The sequence below is a fragment of the Tropicimonas aquimaris genome, from assembly GCF_042676185.1.
GTDB classification, from domain to species: Bacteria; Pseudomonadota; Alphaproteobacteria; order Rhodobacterales; family Rhodobacteraceae; genus Tropicimonas; species Tropicimonas aquimaris.
Genome location: NZ_JBHTJT010000005.1, coordinates 111,301 through 126,207, shown reverse-complemented (window position 1 = coordinate 126,207; position 14,907 = coordinate 111,301). Strand labels below are relative to the sequence as shown.

The 14,907-nt window shown below is 63.8% G+C and carries 15 protein-coding genes and 1 tRNA gene; 8 read left to right on the top strand and 8 right to left on the bottom strand.

Translation table 11 applies throughout. The annotated features are described in order from the left end of the window. Nucleotides 1-358 precede the first annotated feature (358 nt). The gene (locus tag ACFQ2S_RS01920) at nucleotides 359-1,462 is read right to left on the bottom strand and encodes a helix-turn-helix domain-containing protein (RefSeq protein WP_386072247.1); all 1,104 of its coding nucleotides are present in this window, start codon (nucleotides 1,460-1,462) and stop codon (nucleotides 359-361) included. A gap of 21 nt (nucleotides 1,463-1,483) precedes the next feature. Here ACFQ2S_RS01920 and ACFQ2S_RS01915 point away from each other — a divergent pair, with 21 nt between their 5' ends. The 8 genes from ACFQ2S_RS01915 to ACFQ2S_RS01880 all read left to right on the top strand — a co-directional run bounded on the left by ACFQ2S_RS01915 (nucleotide 1,484) and on the right by ACFQ2S_RS01880 (nucleotide 7,565). Beyond that, nucleotides 1,484-2,272, top strand: a complete 789-nt coding sequence (locus ACFQ2S_RS01915) for a transporter (protein ID WP_386072245.1) — start codon at nucleotides 1,484-1,486, stop codon at nucleotides 2,270-2,272. A 110-nt stretch (nucleotides 2,273-2,382) separates the two neighbouring features. Next, nucleotides 2,383-2,592, top strand: coding sequence for a glycine zipper 2TM domain-containing protein (locus tag ACFQ2S_RS01910; RefSeq protein ID WP_386072244.1), 210 nt, complete (start codon nucleotides 2,383-2,385; stop codon nucleotides 2,590-2,592). 54 nt (nucleotides 2,593-2,646) lie between these two features. After that, nucleotides 2,647-3,024, top strand: coding sequence for a YmgD family protein (locus tag ACFQ2S_RS01905; protein WP_386072242.1), 378 nt, complete (start codon nucleotides 2,647-2,649; stop codon nucleotides 3,022-3,024). Nucleotides 3,025-3,069: 45 nt separating this feature from the next. Continuing rightward, entirely contained in the window at nucleotides 3,070-4,131 is a 1,062-nt protein-coding gene (locus ACFQ2S_RS01900; RefSeq protein ID WP_386072240.1) for a DUF1214 domain-containing protein, read from the top strand. A gap of 17 nt (nucleotides 4,132-4,148) precedes the next feature. Next, nucleotides 4,149-5,150 (top strand): DUF1254 domain-containing protein, encoded by a 1,002-nt coding sequence (locus ACFQ2S_RS01895; protein WP_386072238.1) that lies wholly within the window; start codon nucleotides 4,149-4,151, stop codon nucleotides 5,148-5,150. A 1,099-nt stretch (nucleotides 5,151-6,249) separates the two neighbouring features. Next, the gene (locus ACFQ2S_RS01890) at nucleotides 6,250-6,654 is read left to right on the top strand and encodes a hypothetical protein (protein ID WP_386072236.1); all 405 of its coding nucleotides are present in this window, start codon (nucleotides 6,250-6,252) and stop codon (nucleotides 6,652-6,654) included. Between the two features lie 89 nt (nucleotides 6,655-6,743). Then, nucleotides 6,744-7,085, top strand: a complete 342-nt coding sequence (locus tag ACFQ2S_RS01885) for a hypothetical protein (protein WP_386072235.1) — start codon at nucleotides 6,744-6,746, stop codon at nucleotides 7,083-7,085. Between the two features lie 102 nt (nucleotides 7,086-7,187). Then, nucleotides 7,188-7,565 carry a hypothetical protein gene (locus ACFQ2S_RS01880; RefSeq protein WP_386072233.1) on the top strand — a complete coding sequence of 126 codons (378 nt, stop codon included), beginning with the start codon at nucleotides 7,188-7,190 and terminating at the stop codon, nucleotides 7,563-7,565. Between the two features lie 199 nt (nucleotides 7,566-7,764). On the opposite strand, the gene ACFQ2S_RS01875 is transcribed toward ACFQ2S_RS01880, so the two are convergent. From ACFQ2S_RS01875 to ACFQ2S_RS01845, 7 genes are all read right to left on the bottom strand, one after another. Further along, nucleotides 7,765-9,978 carry a DUF6538 domain-containing protein gene (locus tag ACFQ2S_RS01875; protein ID WP_386072251.1) on the bottom strand — a complete coding sequence of 738 codons (2,214 nt, stop codon included), beginning with the start codon at nucleotides 9,976-9,978 and terminating at the stop codon, nucleotides 7,765-7,767. A 56-nt stretch (nucleotides 9,979-10,034) separates the two neighbouring features. Continuing rightward, nucleotides 10,035-10,109, bottom strand: a tRNA-Gln gene (locus tag ACFQ2S_RS01870). A gap of 81 nt (nucleotides 10,110-10,190) precedes the next feature. Then, a complete protein-coding gene (kdsA, locus tag ACFQ2S_RS01865; protein ID WP_386072231.1) occupies nucleotides 10,191-11,024 on the bottom strand; it encodes a 3-deoxy-8-phosphooctulonate synthase in 834 nt (277 codons plus the stop codon). Between the two features lie 10 nt (nucleotides 11,025-11,034). Continuing rightward, the gene (locus ACFQ2S_RS01860) at nucleotides 11,035-12,693 is read right to left on the bottom strand and encodes a capsule biosynthesis protein (protein ID WP_386072230.1); all 1,659 of its coding nucleotides are present in this window, start codon (nucleotides 12,691-12,693) and stop codon (nucleotides 11,035-11,037) included. Then, nucleotides 12,647-13,330 carry an ABC transporter ATP-binding protein gene (locus tag ACFQ2S_RS01855; RefSeq protein ID WP_386072228.1) on the bottom strand — a complete coding sequence of 228 codons (684 nt, stop codon included), beginning with the start codon at nucleotides 13,328-13,330 and terminating at the stop codon, nucleotides 12,647-12,649. Before ACFQ2S_RS01855 ends, ACFQ2S_RS01860 begins: the two co-directional genes overlap by 47 nt. Before the next feature lie 177 nt (nucleotides 13,331-13,507). Next, entirely contained in the window at nucleotides 13,508-14,542 is a 1,035-nt protein-coding gene (locus ACFQ2S_RS01850; protein WP_386072226.1) for a permease, read from the bottom strand. Continuing rightward, nucleotides 14,535-14,891, bottom strand: coding sequence for an ArsR/SmtB family transcription factor (locus ACFQ2S_RS01845; RefSeq protein WP_386072224.1), 357 nt, complete (start codon nucleotides 14,889-14,891; stop codon nucleotides 14,535-14,537). Before ACFQ2S_RS01845 ends, ACFQ2S_RS01850 begins: the two co-directional genes overlap by 8 nt. Nucleotides 14,892-14,907 lie beyond the last annotated feature (16 nt).

The following is a 14,907-nucleotide window of genomic DNA, read 5'->3' as shown; positions in this document are numbered from 1 at the left end:
TGAAACCCCTCCCGCCTGCACGAAAAGGATATCATGGCGCGGAGTTTTCACACACCCTCGGCCCAAGCCAGTCATTCATGCTTCACACGGCGAACGACCGCGATGAGCCCCATGCAGGCATATTCCGAGCGCAGCATTGGTCGACAAGGGCGGTCTTCAGGCTTTCGGTGAGCAACGCTCCGATGACCGAGATGGCTACATATCTGCCGTTCAGAATTGCGGATCTCAAAAGCTACTGCCAACAGCTTAGCTTCGAGTCGACGGGGCAGTGGACGACTATGCCATCTGTAGCAGCATCTCAGCAATCGCCCGCAATCCGGTTGCTTTGGAACGGTTGAGCCTGACATCCGCCCATTGTTCATTGTGCTTGTTCAGCCTTCCGGAAAGCGCTCGGGGAAAGCCCTGTTGCATCCTTGAAGGCTCGCCGGAAGCTTCTCGGATCTGAGTATCCCAACAGCTTGCCGATCTCGGCGAGGGGCATGTCCGTTTCCGAAAGAAGCGACCGTGCACGATCCGAGACGACCCGCGCCCGGACCTGGCGAAAGGTCGTGCCCTGGTCCCTCAAGGCGCGTTGGAGAGACCTCGGTCCGATGGCAAGCAACCGGGCGATGGTGCGCTCATCCGTCTGGCCGGTTGCGGATGTGATGGTCAACATCTGAACCACGGCTTCTTCCATGGTTTGAGCCGGCGCGATGTTCATCAGGAATCCCAACTCGCCGAGGGTCATTGTTCTTTCGGGTTGCGGTGGACCGGGGTTGAGCGCCGCGAGGTCCGTCAGGCGAATGGCGACGCCCGGCACCTGGGCACCTGCGCGGATCGTGGTCCCCGAGAGATCTCCAAGGACCGCGATTTCGCGGGCGTGGGTTTCCGGCACCTCGACCCAATCCGGCGTCCAATCGGAGCCCAGGAAATGGCGGGCGACCTTGCCGATGACAAACAGCGCGCCTTCGTCAAGGTGGTGATGCCCGACCACGGACAGGCCTTTGGAATCGCGTCCAACGACCAGATGCGTTGCGGTCTCTCGCAGGGTGATCTCCGAGCCGGGATGCGTAAACAGCAAGGCTCGCCGCCCCCGTTCAAATGCCGAGGCCAGATCCGGCGCGCCCAGCACGAAATGTGAATAAGCGCCATAGGTCGAATAGTCGAAGGCCCGCCCGATACGCGCGCCGAGGTGGCGGTCGCCGATCGCACGGGCGACCGAGTCGATTAGGACGGCTTCAGACGCATAGGGGATGAAACCGGCCACACCGCCGAGCATCGTGCGATCGAGTCCCGCCAACTGAAGCGACCTGTCGACGATCAACCGCCCCGCGAACCGATCAAGCAGGTCGACGACGTGCGCGAGTTCGATGAGGTTCACCAGTTTACCATGCATGGGATCGCATTGTCGCAAAATGTCCGGTGATGCAATGGTATCCTGTCGGCAGGGTGAAACCACCGACTGGCCCTGTTCTTGGAACACTGTCGCAGGGAGGCCCACAAGATGACAACCACACGTCTTCATCTATCACTGGCAATCGGTGGTCTTTGCTTTCCCACAGCGGCACTTGCGCAGGACGCCGCCGACCTTGCGCAGGAGCTGGCAAACCCGCTCGCGGCCATCATCTCGGTGCCGTTCCAACTCAACCATGACGACAATCTCGGCGTGACGAATGAAGGCAACCGGACAACGTTGAACCTGCAGCCGATCATCCCCTTTGCGCTCGATAACGGCGCCACCATCATCACACGAACGATCATCCCCTATGTCTGGCAGGAAGACGTGATCCCCGGCACCTCCCAGAGCGGCTTCGGTGATGTTCTGGCGAGCGCGTGGTATTCCCGGACCACCGAGACGAACCTGACATGGGGTGTTGGTCCTGTGGTCCGCTTCCCGACCTATTCCGATGTCTCCAGCGAGACATGGGCCGCAGGCGTCACCGGCATTGTGCTGAAGCAGACGGGCCCGTGGACCGTTGGCATGCTGGCCAACCACTTGTGGGATCTGGAGGATGATCCGGCGGCGCCGACCAATGCCAGTTTCGTCCAGCCCTTCGTGGCCTATTCAACCAAGGGCGCGTGGACGTATTCGCTCCAGAGCGAAAGCACCTATGACTGGGAAACGGAAAGCTGGTCCGTGCCCCTGAATGCCTCGGTGTCCAAGCTGGCGATTATTGGCGGCAAGCCCATCAATATCCAGGCCGGCGTCGGCAATTGGTTGGAGAGCCCCGAGGGCGGGCCGGAGGACTGGCGGTTCCGCCTGCAGGTTCAGTTTGTGTTCCCGAAGGGGTGATGCGGACGCCGGCGTCAGCGTCAGCGTCGTCCAGGTTGCCGAGTGTCAGGGTTTCACACGGAAAGATGCTTCTTTGCATCGCTCGTCAAACAACTGGAATGGAGGTCCTCATGCTCGGAAAACCAACCGCCCTTGGAATGTCATTCGCATTGGCGGTGGCATTGAGCGTCACACTGCCTTCGCCCGCCGTGGCGAACAAACAGGTCGAGAACGCGGTTGGCGGTGCGGTTGTGGGCGCGGGCGTCGGCTACCTTGTCGGGGGGAACAAGGGCGCGAAGGGCGGCGCTGTTGTCGGAGCGATCGCGGGCGCGAGAAAGTGAAGCCGGTCTTCCGGCGGCCCCATGGTTGGACAGCGAAACACAGGGAGATTTCGAATGACACGTCGCATCAGGAAACGTGCCACGGCGGCGGCCTGCCTGCTCGCCCTCGGCAGCGTTGCGCAGGCCGACGAGATAATGGACGAGGCTATCGCCGCGGCCCAACCCCATATGCACCATAGCTGCGGAAGCGTTCTCGACAGCTACGGCGATGACGAGGATCAGGTTGCGGAGATCGTGCGGCTGATGGCCATGGTGTCTCTCTTCAATCGCCAGATCGATGTCATGGCGGAGGTTCCGGACGAAAACGACCGTGCGCGCCTCAAGGACGAGTTTGTCGAGGAACTGGAAGACGCCTGCGATGACGATCCGGGCATGTTGCTGGCCGGGGCCGTGGATATTGCGGTTCGGGAAACGTTCCGAGCGTTCGACTGAGCTGAAGCGCCATGTCCATGCACCGCTGGATAGGGGGAGGAAAAAATGACCTATTGCCGGATTGCACCCATCTCACTCGCCTTTGTTGGAGGGGCCTTCATCGGGGGTGTCGCCAATGCTCAATTCACGAGCGATACGATAGATGCCTTGATCGAAGCCCGGGAAATCCCGGTGATGATCGGCAACTTCGCCCGCGCCGCGACCGATATCGAACTGGCCAAATACGTGTCTCTCGCCGGTGGTGTGAACCGTTTCTTCCACTTCCGCGAGCCGGGGGACGTGGAGAACCAGCCGACCATCCGCATGAATTTCGACACGCTCTACAGCACGGCGGTCGTCGATATCAGCGAGGGCGCGACGCTGACATTGCCCGAGGTGGGCGAGCGGTACATGTCCGCGATGATCGTCAACCAGGACCACTTTATCAACGATGTGTTCCACGGCGGGGGCAGTTACACGCTCGACAAAGAGAGTTTTGATACGCCCTATGTCATTGTTTTCATGCGCACGCTTGTGGATGCGAGCGATCCTAAAGACGTCGAGGCGGTGCATGCGATTCAGGATCAGATGACGATCGAAGCTGCATCGTCGCAGCCATTCATCCTGCCGGATTATGACGAAGAGAGCTACGAGGCTTTGGTCGAAGGGCTAAACGCGCTGCTGCCATTCCTGGCCGACAGCTCTGGCGCCTTTGGCCCGAAGGACGAGGTCGACCCGATCAACCACCTGCTCAACACCGCCATCGGCTGGGGCGGCCTGCCCGAACGCGAGGCGTTCTATGATGGCGCCGATCCGGGGCTGCCTGTTGGCGAATACAAGATCGACGTTCCCGCGGATGTGCCGGTGGAGGCGTTCTGGTCCGTCAGCCTCTACAACAAAAACGGCTTCTTCGAAAAGAACGACCGGAACGCCTACAACGTGAATTCGGTCATGGGGGCGCGGAACGACGACGGCTCGATGACGATCCATCTTGGCGGTTGCGAAGACGATCGTGTGAATTGCCTGCCGCTGGTGGAGGGGTGGAACTACGTCGTGCGGATGTACCGGCCCGGGCCAGAGGTCATCGATGGCAGCTGGACCTTTCCGGGCGTCGTTCCTGCAAACTGAAGGGTATGAAAATGGAAATGAAATCGAAACTGATACTGACGCTCGCGCTCTGCGCACCGACGCTGGCGTTTGCCAAAGAGGTCACGGTCGAGACCTTCGTGCGCGCTGAAACCGATCACATGATCCGCTCGCAGATGGAGATGTACGGGATAGGTTTTGGCAAATTTGCCCATGTGCGCGACCCCATCACTCCGGACAATCAGGCCGTCATCCGAATGAACCAGGACACGCTGTATTCGGGCCTGATGCTGGATCTGTCGGAGCCTGCGGAAATCACCCTGCCCGACGCGGACGGGCGCTATCAATCGATGCTCGTGATCAATCAGGATCACTACCTGTTTGCCGAGGCCAAGCCCGGGACCTACACGCTAACCGAGGATGAGGTCGGTACCCGCTTTGCCTTCGTGGCGTTCCGCACCTTTGCCGACGTCGGCAACCCGGACGACATCGCAGAGGCTCATGCCGCGCAGGACGCGATACAGGTGAGCGGTGGCGGCTCCGGGCCATTCGAGGCCCCTGACTGGGATCTGGAAAGCCTCGGCGTGGCCCGCAAGGCGCTGAGCGATATCGCTGTGCTTGGCTTTGACGCAAGATATGCGTTTGGCACGAGGGAGCAGACCCGCCCGATCGACCACCTCGTCGGTGCCGCTGCGGGGTGGGGTGGACTGCCGCGCACCGCCGCGTCCTATGTTGTCGACGGCGTGGAGGCCAATGACGGCGAGACCCCGCATGCGGTCACGGTCAAGGACGTGCCGGTCGACGCGTTCTGGTCGGTCACGGTTTACAACGCCGATGGCTACCTGGAACCGAACGATCTTGGCGTGAACAGCTACAACAACGTCAGCGCCACGCCGAATGACGACGGGTCCTACACGCTGCATTTCGGCGGCTGCGAGGATGGCCGGATCAACTGCATCCCGATCTCGCCCGGCTGGAACCATTCCATCCGCCTCTATGAGCCACGCGCGGAAATCCTCGACGGCAGCTGGACCTTCCCGGAGATCGAACAGGTCAACTGAACCGGATCGATCCGCGGCGCGCCCCAAACTTAGAGTGGGACCACGCAGACGGTCGCACTTCCGGTTTGGCTCTGTCATGGCCGTTCGATAAAGCCCAACGAATGGCCGCTGAGGGTGGGACGTTGCTGGGCGGCAAAAGAAACTGAACGACCGATTTTTACGCACTGCGGACCTACGCGATGGTAGCAGCGAATGTCGGCAATCCGCCCTCCCTGCAGAATGCCGCAACCGGTATTGGCGGCCGTTTGGGGCCTCTACCGGGATTTCAAAGGTCCTGAGGCTAACGGCTAATCGAGGAGAAAAGGCAACCGTGACCGGCCACGGACTTTTGCTGCGAGCGCCGCAGGTTTCAGAACTGGAGTTGACCCCTGCGCACACGTCTTATTCCGGCTGTCCATCACCTCTCGTCCAGACGTATTTTTTCGGTTCGGCGAAGATGTTGACCAATGTCCTGTCGGTCCGGATCACCTTTGCCGGACCGAGGCTCAGGGGCACCGCGTAGGCGTCGGTTTCGAAATTGCATGTCCACACTCTCGCAGAGCGGAGATACCAGCCTTGACCCAACTGATGGAGCCGAAGGGTTGAAACGCGCCGCGGTTTGCGTCGTCGCGGTCATCGTCACCACTCACGCTCGCCTGCCAGGTGAGCAGGTATCCGCCTGTGCCCAGAGCGTCCGAACGATGTCTGGTCCTGTGACTGCGTCGAGAGCCGGACCCACGACGCGAGAACGTGTCAATCCCGGAGCAAAATGGGGCCACAGCCCGGCGTGATACCGGGCCATGGCCGACGGTGTGCGTCTTGGCGCATCCACAGTCTGCCGCCTTGCGGCAAATGCTCGAAGCGGTCCGTTCGATGCGCGGTACGTCGGCGTTCGGGAACCAAACGGCATTGCCCCTGGCCGAGGCCGGGCACGATCCCGAGATCGGCCGCGGCAGCGACGCAGACAAGCTGCTGAGATCTGCGATTGGGGGTGACTGCTGCGGACCTCCTCTGCGGCGTTGTCATCCCGGTGAGACAACGCCGCAAAGGAAGATCCGCAAGGAACGGACGCGACCGACTTGACCCGCGCGATGGCGGGCGGCAACCAGAGGTCTGTCTCATGACATTTCAATTCGACCCGTCCTTCGCCGCGAAGGACGAGATATCGCCGGCCGAGAACTCGCTTCTCGGGTTCCTGGACGAGCATCGGGGAGCGCTCCTCTCTGCAGCGGGACTCCTGGGCGGCAGGGACGGCCTGTCGCTTGTGCGGGTGCTCTTCGACGGGATTGGTCGCGGCGGCCTTGCCACGCGTGGCGTTCGCCGCCGGCTGGCGGGGCTGCTTGCGCTTCTCTCGTTGCAGCATGTGGGCGACCCCGAGCGGATCGAGAGTGCTTGTTTCTCCGAAATCGATCCCATGGACCCGCGGGTCGAGGAAATCTGCCTTCTGACCGACGGATTGCGGGGCGCACTGCAGGCCTTGGTCGACGAGGAGGGTGCAGCAAGCCTCGGAGCCGACGCAGCGTGAACCGAGCCCGCCGCCTCGAGTGGCGGGTCTTGAAGGCGACGGTCTGGCAATCGCGGCATCCGCCGCGGCCGTCGCCCGAGGAGGCGCTCATGCGCGACTTCAACGACACCACGGCGGGATCGGTTCCGTCGCCCGATTTCCACTCGGCCATCGACGGTTTCCTGTCGACACACGGGAACGGGTTGGCGCGGGTGATTTCCGCCATCGGGAACCGGAACGCCCGAACGGTGCTGCAGGATCTCGAAGAGGAGATCGGGAAAGCGGCGCCGGACCAGGACTTCCTGCAATTCCTGATCGAGGCCCTGCAGGAATTCCTGCTGGAGCCGCCCCGGTCCGCGCTCGATGGTTTCCCTGTCCCTCCGGACCTCGATGCAGCGGTGCGATGGCATCTCTCGAAGCTGTCGGATCTTCCGAGCGTTCGCCGGAAGTGACGACCTTTCCCGGCCGCCTCGGGCGGCCGGGCAACCTCTCCAGCACTCTCCGAAATCCGACTTCGGACGCGCGGCGTCGAAGTCCAAATGGGACTCAATACCATGCACGACATCAGGAAAAACCACGGCGACACCGCTGATCTCCGGCAACGGCTCGAGCGCGATGGATCCGACCTCGCGGCGTACCTCGCCCGGGAAACCGGGCTTCCGGACCTCTGCGTGACGGTTTTCACGCCGTATGGCTGGTCCGGACGCAGGCCCTGTCTCTGCGGAATCGACGTCGAATCCGATGGGCGTCGCGGTCTCGCGACATTCTCCCGAGCGGTGCTGGAAGCGATCGGGTGGGACGTCTACCTCGGTTTCGATTCAGCGGACTATCACAGTTTCCGAAGTTCCGGATTGTCTGCTCACCGGCGCCTCGCCGGCTGCGTCCGGGTGCGGCAAGTCGTGCGGGACTTCGGACTCGCGATGCCAGGGTAGTTCGGCCGTCGCGCGTCGTTTCGGGAACCGGCCTTCGGACCGACAGGACCCCGCCCCTGTGCGGCCCACCACCAGCCCCGCGAGCGCGCGGGGCAATGTCCACTGCCGAAAGCGGCAAGGGCGCGCGGTTCCGACACTGACCGCCTATATTGGCCCCAAGTCGTTTGACCTGGGGCCTATGGACCGGGACGCCCGTTTGCTAAGCGAGCGCCTGGAAATGCTCGACCGCCAGGCGCTTCAGGTGATGCCGCGGAAGATTGAGCGTGCATCCGTCAACGACGTCGCGGAAACGGCGTGCCGCTTCCCGGACGGCCGACTGGCAGTGCCTTTCGCCGGTCGTCTGGTCGATGCGATCGAAGTGGAAGACCGGCTCGGCCCTGTTCTCGACCTTGATCGAGATCCCCTCGGCTTCACCGAGATCGTCCAGGGTCACATCGACATCGTAGACGGTGCCGCCTGAAAGGCCGCAGGAGGCGATCGTGGCGAATCCGAGCTTCGGGTCGAACCGGATCGTGAGGTCGAACTCCGCCTTGTCGACGGCGTCCTTCAGCTTGCGGGTGTAATGCGCCGTGTAGTGGCGGTTCAGGATGGACCCATGTTTGTGTCCCGCGATCGCCTGGCGTTCGCCATCGGTGACATCGGCGGCGCGCAGCATCGAACTCAGGGTCTTGCGCATGGCATAGAGATCTTCATCGAAGTCCTTGAGGCCGAGGCGCTCGAGAATCCGGTTCAGCGACTTGCTGAAGGGGCCGGTCACGTCGCCGATCGAGGTCCGGGCGGCGGCCTCCGGGAATATCAGCGGGCCGTGGGACTCGGGGCGCGACTGGATCCACTCGACGAAGCCGAGATCGAGAAGCAGCTGCGGGATCGGGACGATGCGCTTGGCATCCTCGGTCTTGCCGCCCTGGTCCGGATCGAGGCCGATCGCGAGGCAAAAGACGCTGTTGCGCAGGATCAGGTTCTTGCGCTTGAGCAACAGGATCTCCTCGATCCGGCTGCCGATGGTGAGCAGGATCAGGGGAACCCAGTAGAGCGAGTCCCGGATGATCACCCGACCGGGCCGCCAGCGCCGGTGTTCAGAAAAGCACCCGGTGAAAAGCGGACTGGTAAGGAATTTCGACAGACGCTCCTCGGTCCAGGGCAGGCGGAGTTTGGGTTGGGTCACCCGAACGAACAGTCGATCCCGTGGCTGGGATTCCTGCACGGCACGTTCGACGGCCTTGTAGGAAATCGCCTCCGGCGCAGGCTTGCAGCCCAGGTCGGCGGCAGCCTTGAAGATCCGGTTCAGCCCGTCACGGTTGCGCTTCAGCGTCGCCATGGTGATGCGGGGCGTCAGGCGTTCGGAGAGCAAGGCGCGCTTCTCGATGTCCGAGACGTGGTTCATTCCCCGGATATCTTCCATGATAGCCGCATCCGCTGCGTCGGCCGCCGCGATCTCCTCGTTCTTGCTGCACTGCGCCTTCGATGGATCCTTGGGGGCATTGCGGCAGAAGCGGTTCTTCCCGTGGGCCTTGCCATGTGTCTTCGGCAGGCGCGCCATCCAGGCAAAGAACGCCTTCTGGTCGGCCTCGCTGATCGAAGAAACCGCGATATCTCCGAAGAACTCGAGGAGCAGCCTGGCCGGTGCCTCGATGTTCCCCTTCATGCTCGGGCTCGGGTAGAGCTCGAAGGTGCGGGCCTTCGCCGCCGAGATCAGCACCGGCGCCTTCACGAAGTCATCCACCGACGCGTCGGAAAACCGGGAAACGCTGGTCGCGGCCGCCGTGCGCAGGTCGTCTCCGTCGAGTACATTGGCCTCGATGTCGAGAATCTCCCGCGCCAGCTCGATCGCCCGGCGACCGATCGACGGTTGCAGGGGCGTTTGCAGGGGCGCTCCGACGGCGCAGGCTGCATCGACAACGGGCGCCTCGACCTGCGCGAAGTCATTGCGCCGCGCCGCGCGGCGCAGGCGGCTGGAGCGAGCTTCGAGCTCGGCGATCAGGGCATCGATCGCCGCGTCGGAGCGGATCGGGGCGGTATCCTGGTCGTGGAGGATCCGTGCGAGTTCGAGCCGCAGCATCTCGCCCAGGATCACGGTCGCCTTTTCTTCTGTCAGTGTCTGATTGTTCAGATCTTGCATCACTTTCGCCTCTTCGCGTTGGTAGGCGAGGAGGAGCCGACCGGCCCTTTCCATCGCCTCCGCGGGGAGAGGGGTTCGCAGCGACAGGCACAGAAATTTTTTCTGGCACTTTTCTGAGATGACGTTTGGTAAGCGCTTGCGGAAGTAGAAGATGGCGCCCCGGCGGAGCAGGTACGGCCCGGCTGGTCTATGGCGCCGATCGGGGCGTCCATCGGGACGCGCGGCAGGCCCGGTCGGCGGGGCGTGTGTCACAGTTTGTGTCACAGTCTCGCCGGGACGGGAGGATGTCGAAATCCGCGCCCTGGAGGGGCGTTGATTTCCTTGGGTTTTTTGGTCCGGGAAGGATTTCATGGCTGGGGTGGTAGGATTCGAACCTACGGTACACGGTACCAAAAACCGCTGCCTTACCACTTGGCTACACCCCAGCAGCGGAGCGGTTCATACTTGCAGCCTCTGGGCACCGCAAGACCCTTGTGAATATTTTTTGCATTTGCCTGCCGCCCCTCTCAGATGCGGAGGGGCGTGGCCTTTGCGAGTTGGTCGAATGCCATCAACGTCCCGATCAGGGCCGGCATCTCGGCGAGCGGGATCATGTTGGGGCCGTCGGACGGGGCGGTGTCGGGGGCTTCGTGAGTCTCGATGAAGACGGCCGCAATTCCGAGGCTGACGGCGGCGCGGGCCAGCACCGGGGCGAATTCGCGCTGGCCGCCGCTGGCGCCGCCGAGCCCGCCGGGTTGCTGTACTGCGTGGGTTGCATCCATCACCACGGGGTAGCCGGTCTGCATCATCCGGGGCAGGCTGCGCATGTCGGTTACCAGCGTGTTGTAGCCGAAGGAGCTGCCGCGCTCGGTCAGCAGGATGCGACTGTTGCCGGTCGAGGCGACCTTGGCCGCGACGTTGTCCATGTCCCAGGGGGCAAGGAACTGGCCCTTCTTGACGTTGACGACCGCGCCGGTCTTGCCGGCGGCGAGCAGCAGGTCGGTCTGCCGGCAGAGGAACGCGGGGATCTGCAGGATGTCGACGGCCTCGGCGGCCGGGGCGCATTGCTCCGGCGCGTGGACATCGGTGAGGACCGGGCAGCCGATTTCCTCGCGCACGCGGGCGAGGATCTCGAGGCCCGCCGCAATGCCGGGGCCGCGACGCCCGGAGACGGAGGTCCGGTTGGCCTTGTCGTAGGAAGCCTTGAACACGTAGCCTGCGCCGGCGGCGGCACTGGCGTCGGACATCGCACGCGCGATCATCAGGGCATGCTCCGCGGTTTCCAGCTGGCAGGGGCCTGCGATCACGGTGAGGGGGCGGTCGTTGCCGATGGTCAGCGGCCCGACTGTTACGTCGATCATGGTTGGGTCCTCAAGCAGAGATCTGTTCGCGCAGCACCGAGGCGGTCAGCGATACCATCAGGTAGATACCGGCAAAGATCGCGAATGCCAGCAGCGTGTTCTCGAAGGCGCGCGGGTAGGTGGGCTCGTCCGGCGCGACGGGGCGCACGCCGACGGCCATGTAGCGCACCTGCCGGTTGGCCTCGATCCGGGCCATCTCGAGCTGCGTGGCGGCCTGCTGGAGCAGAAGCTGCCGGGTGGTCATTTCCGCCTCGGCGATGCGGAGCTGGCCGCTGATGCGTGCCAGCGAGGCCTTGCCGGTGCCGCTCTCGGTCATCGAACCGCGCAGGTCCTCGATCAGCGCTTCGAGCCGGGCGACGTCGCCGCTCGTGCCGGCGACGCGCGCCTCGTTCGGGCGGGGGTTCGAGAGCAGCTGCTCCAGCATCAACTTCTTCTCGGAAAGCTGGACCTCGAAAGTGGTGATCTGCTGCATCAGCGAGCCGGTCTCGGAGACCGGGTCGAGCACGCCAAGCTCTTCCTGAAGGGCCAGAACGCGGTCCTGCGCATCGGCTACCTTCTGCTCGGCGGAGTCGTAGCTTTGCAGCGCGCCGGACATCTGGTCCTCGCGCAGCCGCTGAGTCAGCTGGTCGACCTGCTCCTCAGCATAGCCGATCAGCGCCTCTGCAAAGGCCTGGCTGGTCTGCGGGTCGGCGGCGATCACCTCCATCTTGAGGATGCCTTCCGTCGGGTCGAAGCCGACCTGGACGTTGCGGGTGTAGAGCTTGTAGGCGGCCTCGTTGGTCGCGTCCGGGTCGAGCCGCTGGATCGGGTCGATCCAGTCCTGCTGGAAATGCGCCTTGAAGCCGAGATCGGCGTCGAGCCGCAGCATCGCGTCGCGCGACTGCAGGTAGGACTGCACCGTCGTGCTGTCCTGCTGGACGGCGAGGCCGGTGCCGCGGAACAGGTTGCCAAGCCCGCCGGGGGAGGCGGAGATGTCGGCCTGCTGGATCACGAATTCGGATTTCGTGGCGTACATCGGTGTCGCCATGACGGCGTAGTACCAGCCGGCCAGCAGCGTCGGCAGGAAAACGAAGACGGCAAGGCGGGCGAAGAGCGCCATCGTGTTGCGGCGGCGACGGCGGGCGATGTCCTGCTGAATGCGATAGATCTCGCCGGCGCGGTCCTCGGGCAGCGAGAGCGGAACCTCGGGCAGGGCGGGGGGCTTGGTGGGCTCCACGGTCTGCGGCAGGTGGTAATTCGCCTCGGACGTGCCGGTGCGGCCTTCGGTCGGCACGAGTTCGAGCATCGCGGCGCGCTCGAACGGGTCGATCCCGCGGGCACGGAGCTGGCGGACGGCATCGAAATCCGAGGTCACCGCCAGCCCGTGCTTCTGGGCCATGCGCCGGGCAAGGCGAAGCTGGCGCCCGGTCAGCCCCTCGCGCCGGATCGCGGCGATGTCGGTCTCGGAGGCGACGTCCTGTGGCGTGGCGATCTCGCCGGTCCGCGCTTCGGCGGGGGCGTCGGCGATGTTAGCAGGATTTGGAGCAGCGTCGGGCTCGGGTGCGTCGGTCACGCTCCGCGCGGCCTGGATCGCGGCGCGGGCGCGCGCCACCCCGTCGGCCGAGACGCCTTCGGCGAGCGCGTCACTGCGCCTGAGACGGTATTTCCTGGCCCTGGCCTTGGTAGTCATAGAGCTGTTTCGCTTCTTCAAGGGTGTCGAAAATGTGGAGCCTCCCGTCGCGAAGGACGGCGGCGCTGCGGGCGAATTTCTCGAGCGTCTTGGCCTGATGCGACACGATCACCACGGTCGTGTACTTCAGCCGTTCGCGCAGGATCGCCCCGGCTTTCCTGTTGAACTCCACGTCGGTCGTGTTGGGCATGCCCTCGTCGATCAGGTAAATCTCGAAATCCAGCGCCAGCATCAGTGCAAAGCTGAACCGGGACTTCATGCCCTGGCTGTAGGTGCCCACCGGCATCTCGAAATATTCCTCGAGATCGCACATCCAGCGCACGAACGCCTCGACGTAATCCGGGTCAAGCCCGTAGAGGCGGGCGATGTAGCGGGCGTTTTCGGTGCCGCTGTGGCGATGGACGACCCCGCCCATGAAACCGAGCGGGAAGGAGACGCGGCAGCTGCGCCGGATCTCTCCCTCGTCGGGCTTCTCCAGCCCGGCCATCATGTTGATCAGCGTCGTCTTTCCGGTGCCGTTGGGCGCCAGGATACCAAGCGAACGGCCAAGCTCCACCCGCAGGTTCACGCGGTCGAGAATGACCTTGCGCTGCGTGCCGGTCCAGAAGGACTTGCTGACATTGTTGAACTCGATCATGCACCGTTCCAGGCGGGGCCAATTATCGCGACTTTGGGCCCACGGGGTTTCCTTGTGGTAAACATCGCAGGCGTTTTGGGCGCCAGTATGTCGTGAATGGCGCAGGCGGTCCAACGCAAAGGGCCGCGCATCATTCCTCCCGCGGCCCAGCCGGTTTCAGCATCCGATGCGCCGGGATCAGGCGGCGAGCGACCAGGCGATTCCGGCCAGCACGGCGCCGGAGAGGGCGAAGCCAATGTAGCCGGCAAAGACCCGCGGCTTGACAAGCGCCCAGACGGCCACCGCGGCCGGGATGCAACTGACCCCGCCGGCGACCACAAAGGACATCGCGGCCCCGTTCGACATTCCCTGCTGCAGCAGCGCGTCGATCAGTGGCACCGCGGCATAGCCGTTGAGGTAGGCCGGTGCGCCGACAAGGGCACCCACGAGGATCGGCCAGAGCCCCTCGCCGCCGAGCAGGCGCGCGATCGACTCGGCCGGAACATGGGTGAGCATCAGAGCCTCGAGGATGTAGGCGAGCAACAGCCATTTCGCGAGGAAAATCGCATTGGTACGGCCGGTGGAGACGAAGGTCTCGCGCCGGGGCAGCTCGGTCCAGAACCTCCAGACCGGCTGCCCGGAGAAGGGCTTTTTCGAGCAGCAGCAGGAACTTGTCTGCGGTTTCTCGCGCAGCGGGTCAACAAAGACGGCGGAGTTGGCGAAGAGCTTGACGCAAAAGCCGCCCATCAGTCCAACGCCAACCGCCGCAAGCGTCTTGGCGATTGCGAAATCGAGGCCGAGTGTTCCGGAAGTGATGATGAACATCGCCGGGTCCATCAGCGGCGAGGCAAGCCAGAAGGCCATGACGGCTGATAGCGGGGCGCCGATGGCCAGCATGGCGGCGATGAAGGGAATGACCTCGCAGGAACAGAAAGGCGAGAGCCCGCCGGCCATGGCGGCGAGCAGGATCATCCGCGTCTCGCGCCCCTCGAAGGCACGGGCCAGCAGCGTTTCGGCGCCGGTCGCCTTGAGATAGGCGACGGCCAGAACCGCAAACAGGATAAATGGCGCGGTGTGGGCCAGTGCGCCGAGCGCGAAGGTCACGGTGTCCAACGCCTGCGGCGCGTCGAACAGTGCGATGCCCAGCGGGATCGCGGCGATCAGCAGCCAGACCTTGTCGGTCCTGCGCCACAAGGCCGGCAGCGGAGAGGGGGTCTGGGTGGTGTCACTCATGGCGATGGTGATCCTGTGGGTTGGTGCTGTCGGCACAGCATTCGGAGAGGAGGAAGTCGGTCAGGGCGCGGATCTCGTGATAGGCGACGGCAGCGCAGATGACGCTGCGGCCCTTGCGCGTCTGCTTCACCAGCCCGACCTGTGTGAGCGTCTTGACGTGGTGGGTCAGCGTCGAGCCGGTCACCCCGCAGCGTTCGCCCAGCTCTCCGATCGAGAGCCCCTCGGGCCCGGCGCGGACAAGGCTGCGCAACACGCTCAGCCGCTGTTCGGAGCCGAGGGCGGCAAAGGTCGAGGCGGCGATTTCGAGCGCGATGCCCGGGGCGGCGGAGGGAGGGCTGTGAGTCGTCATGCGAACATATTTCTAT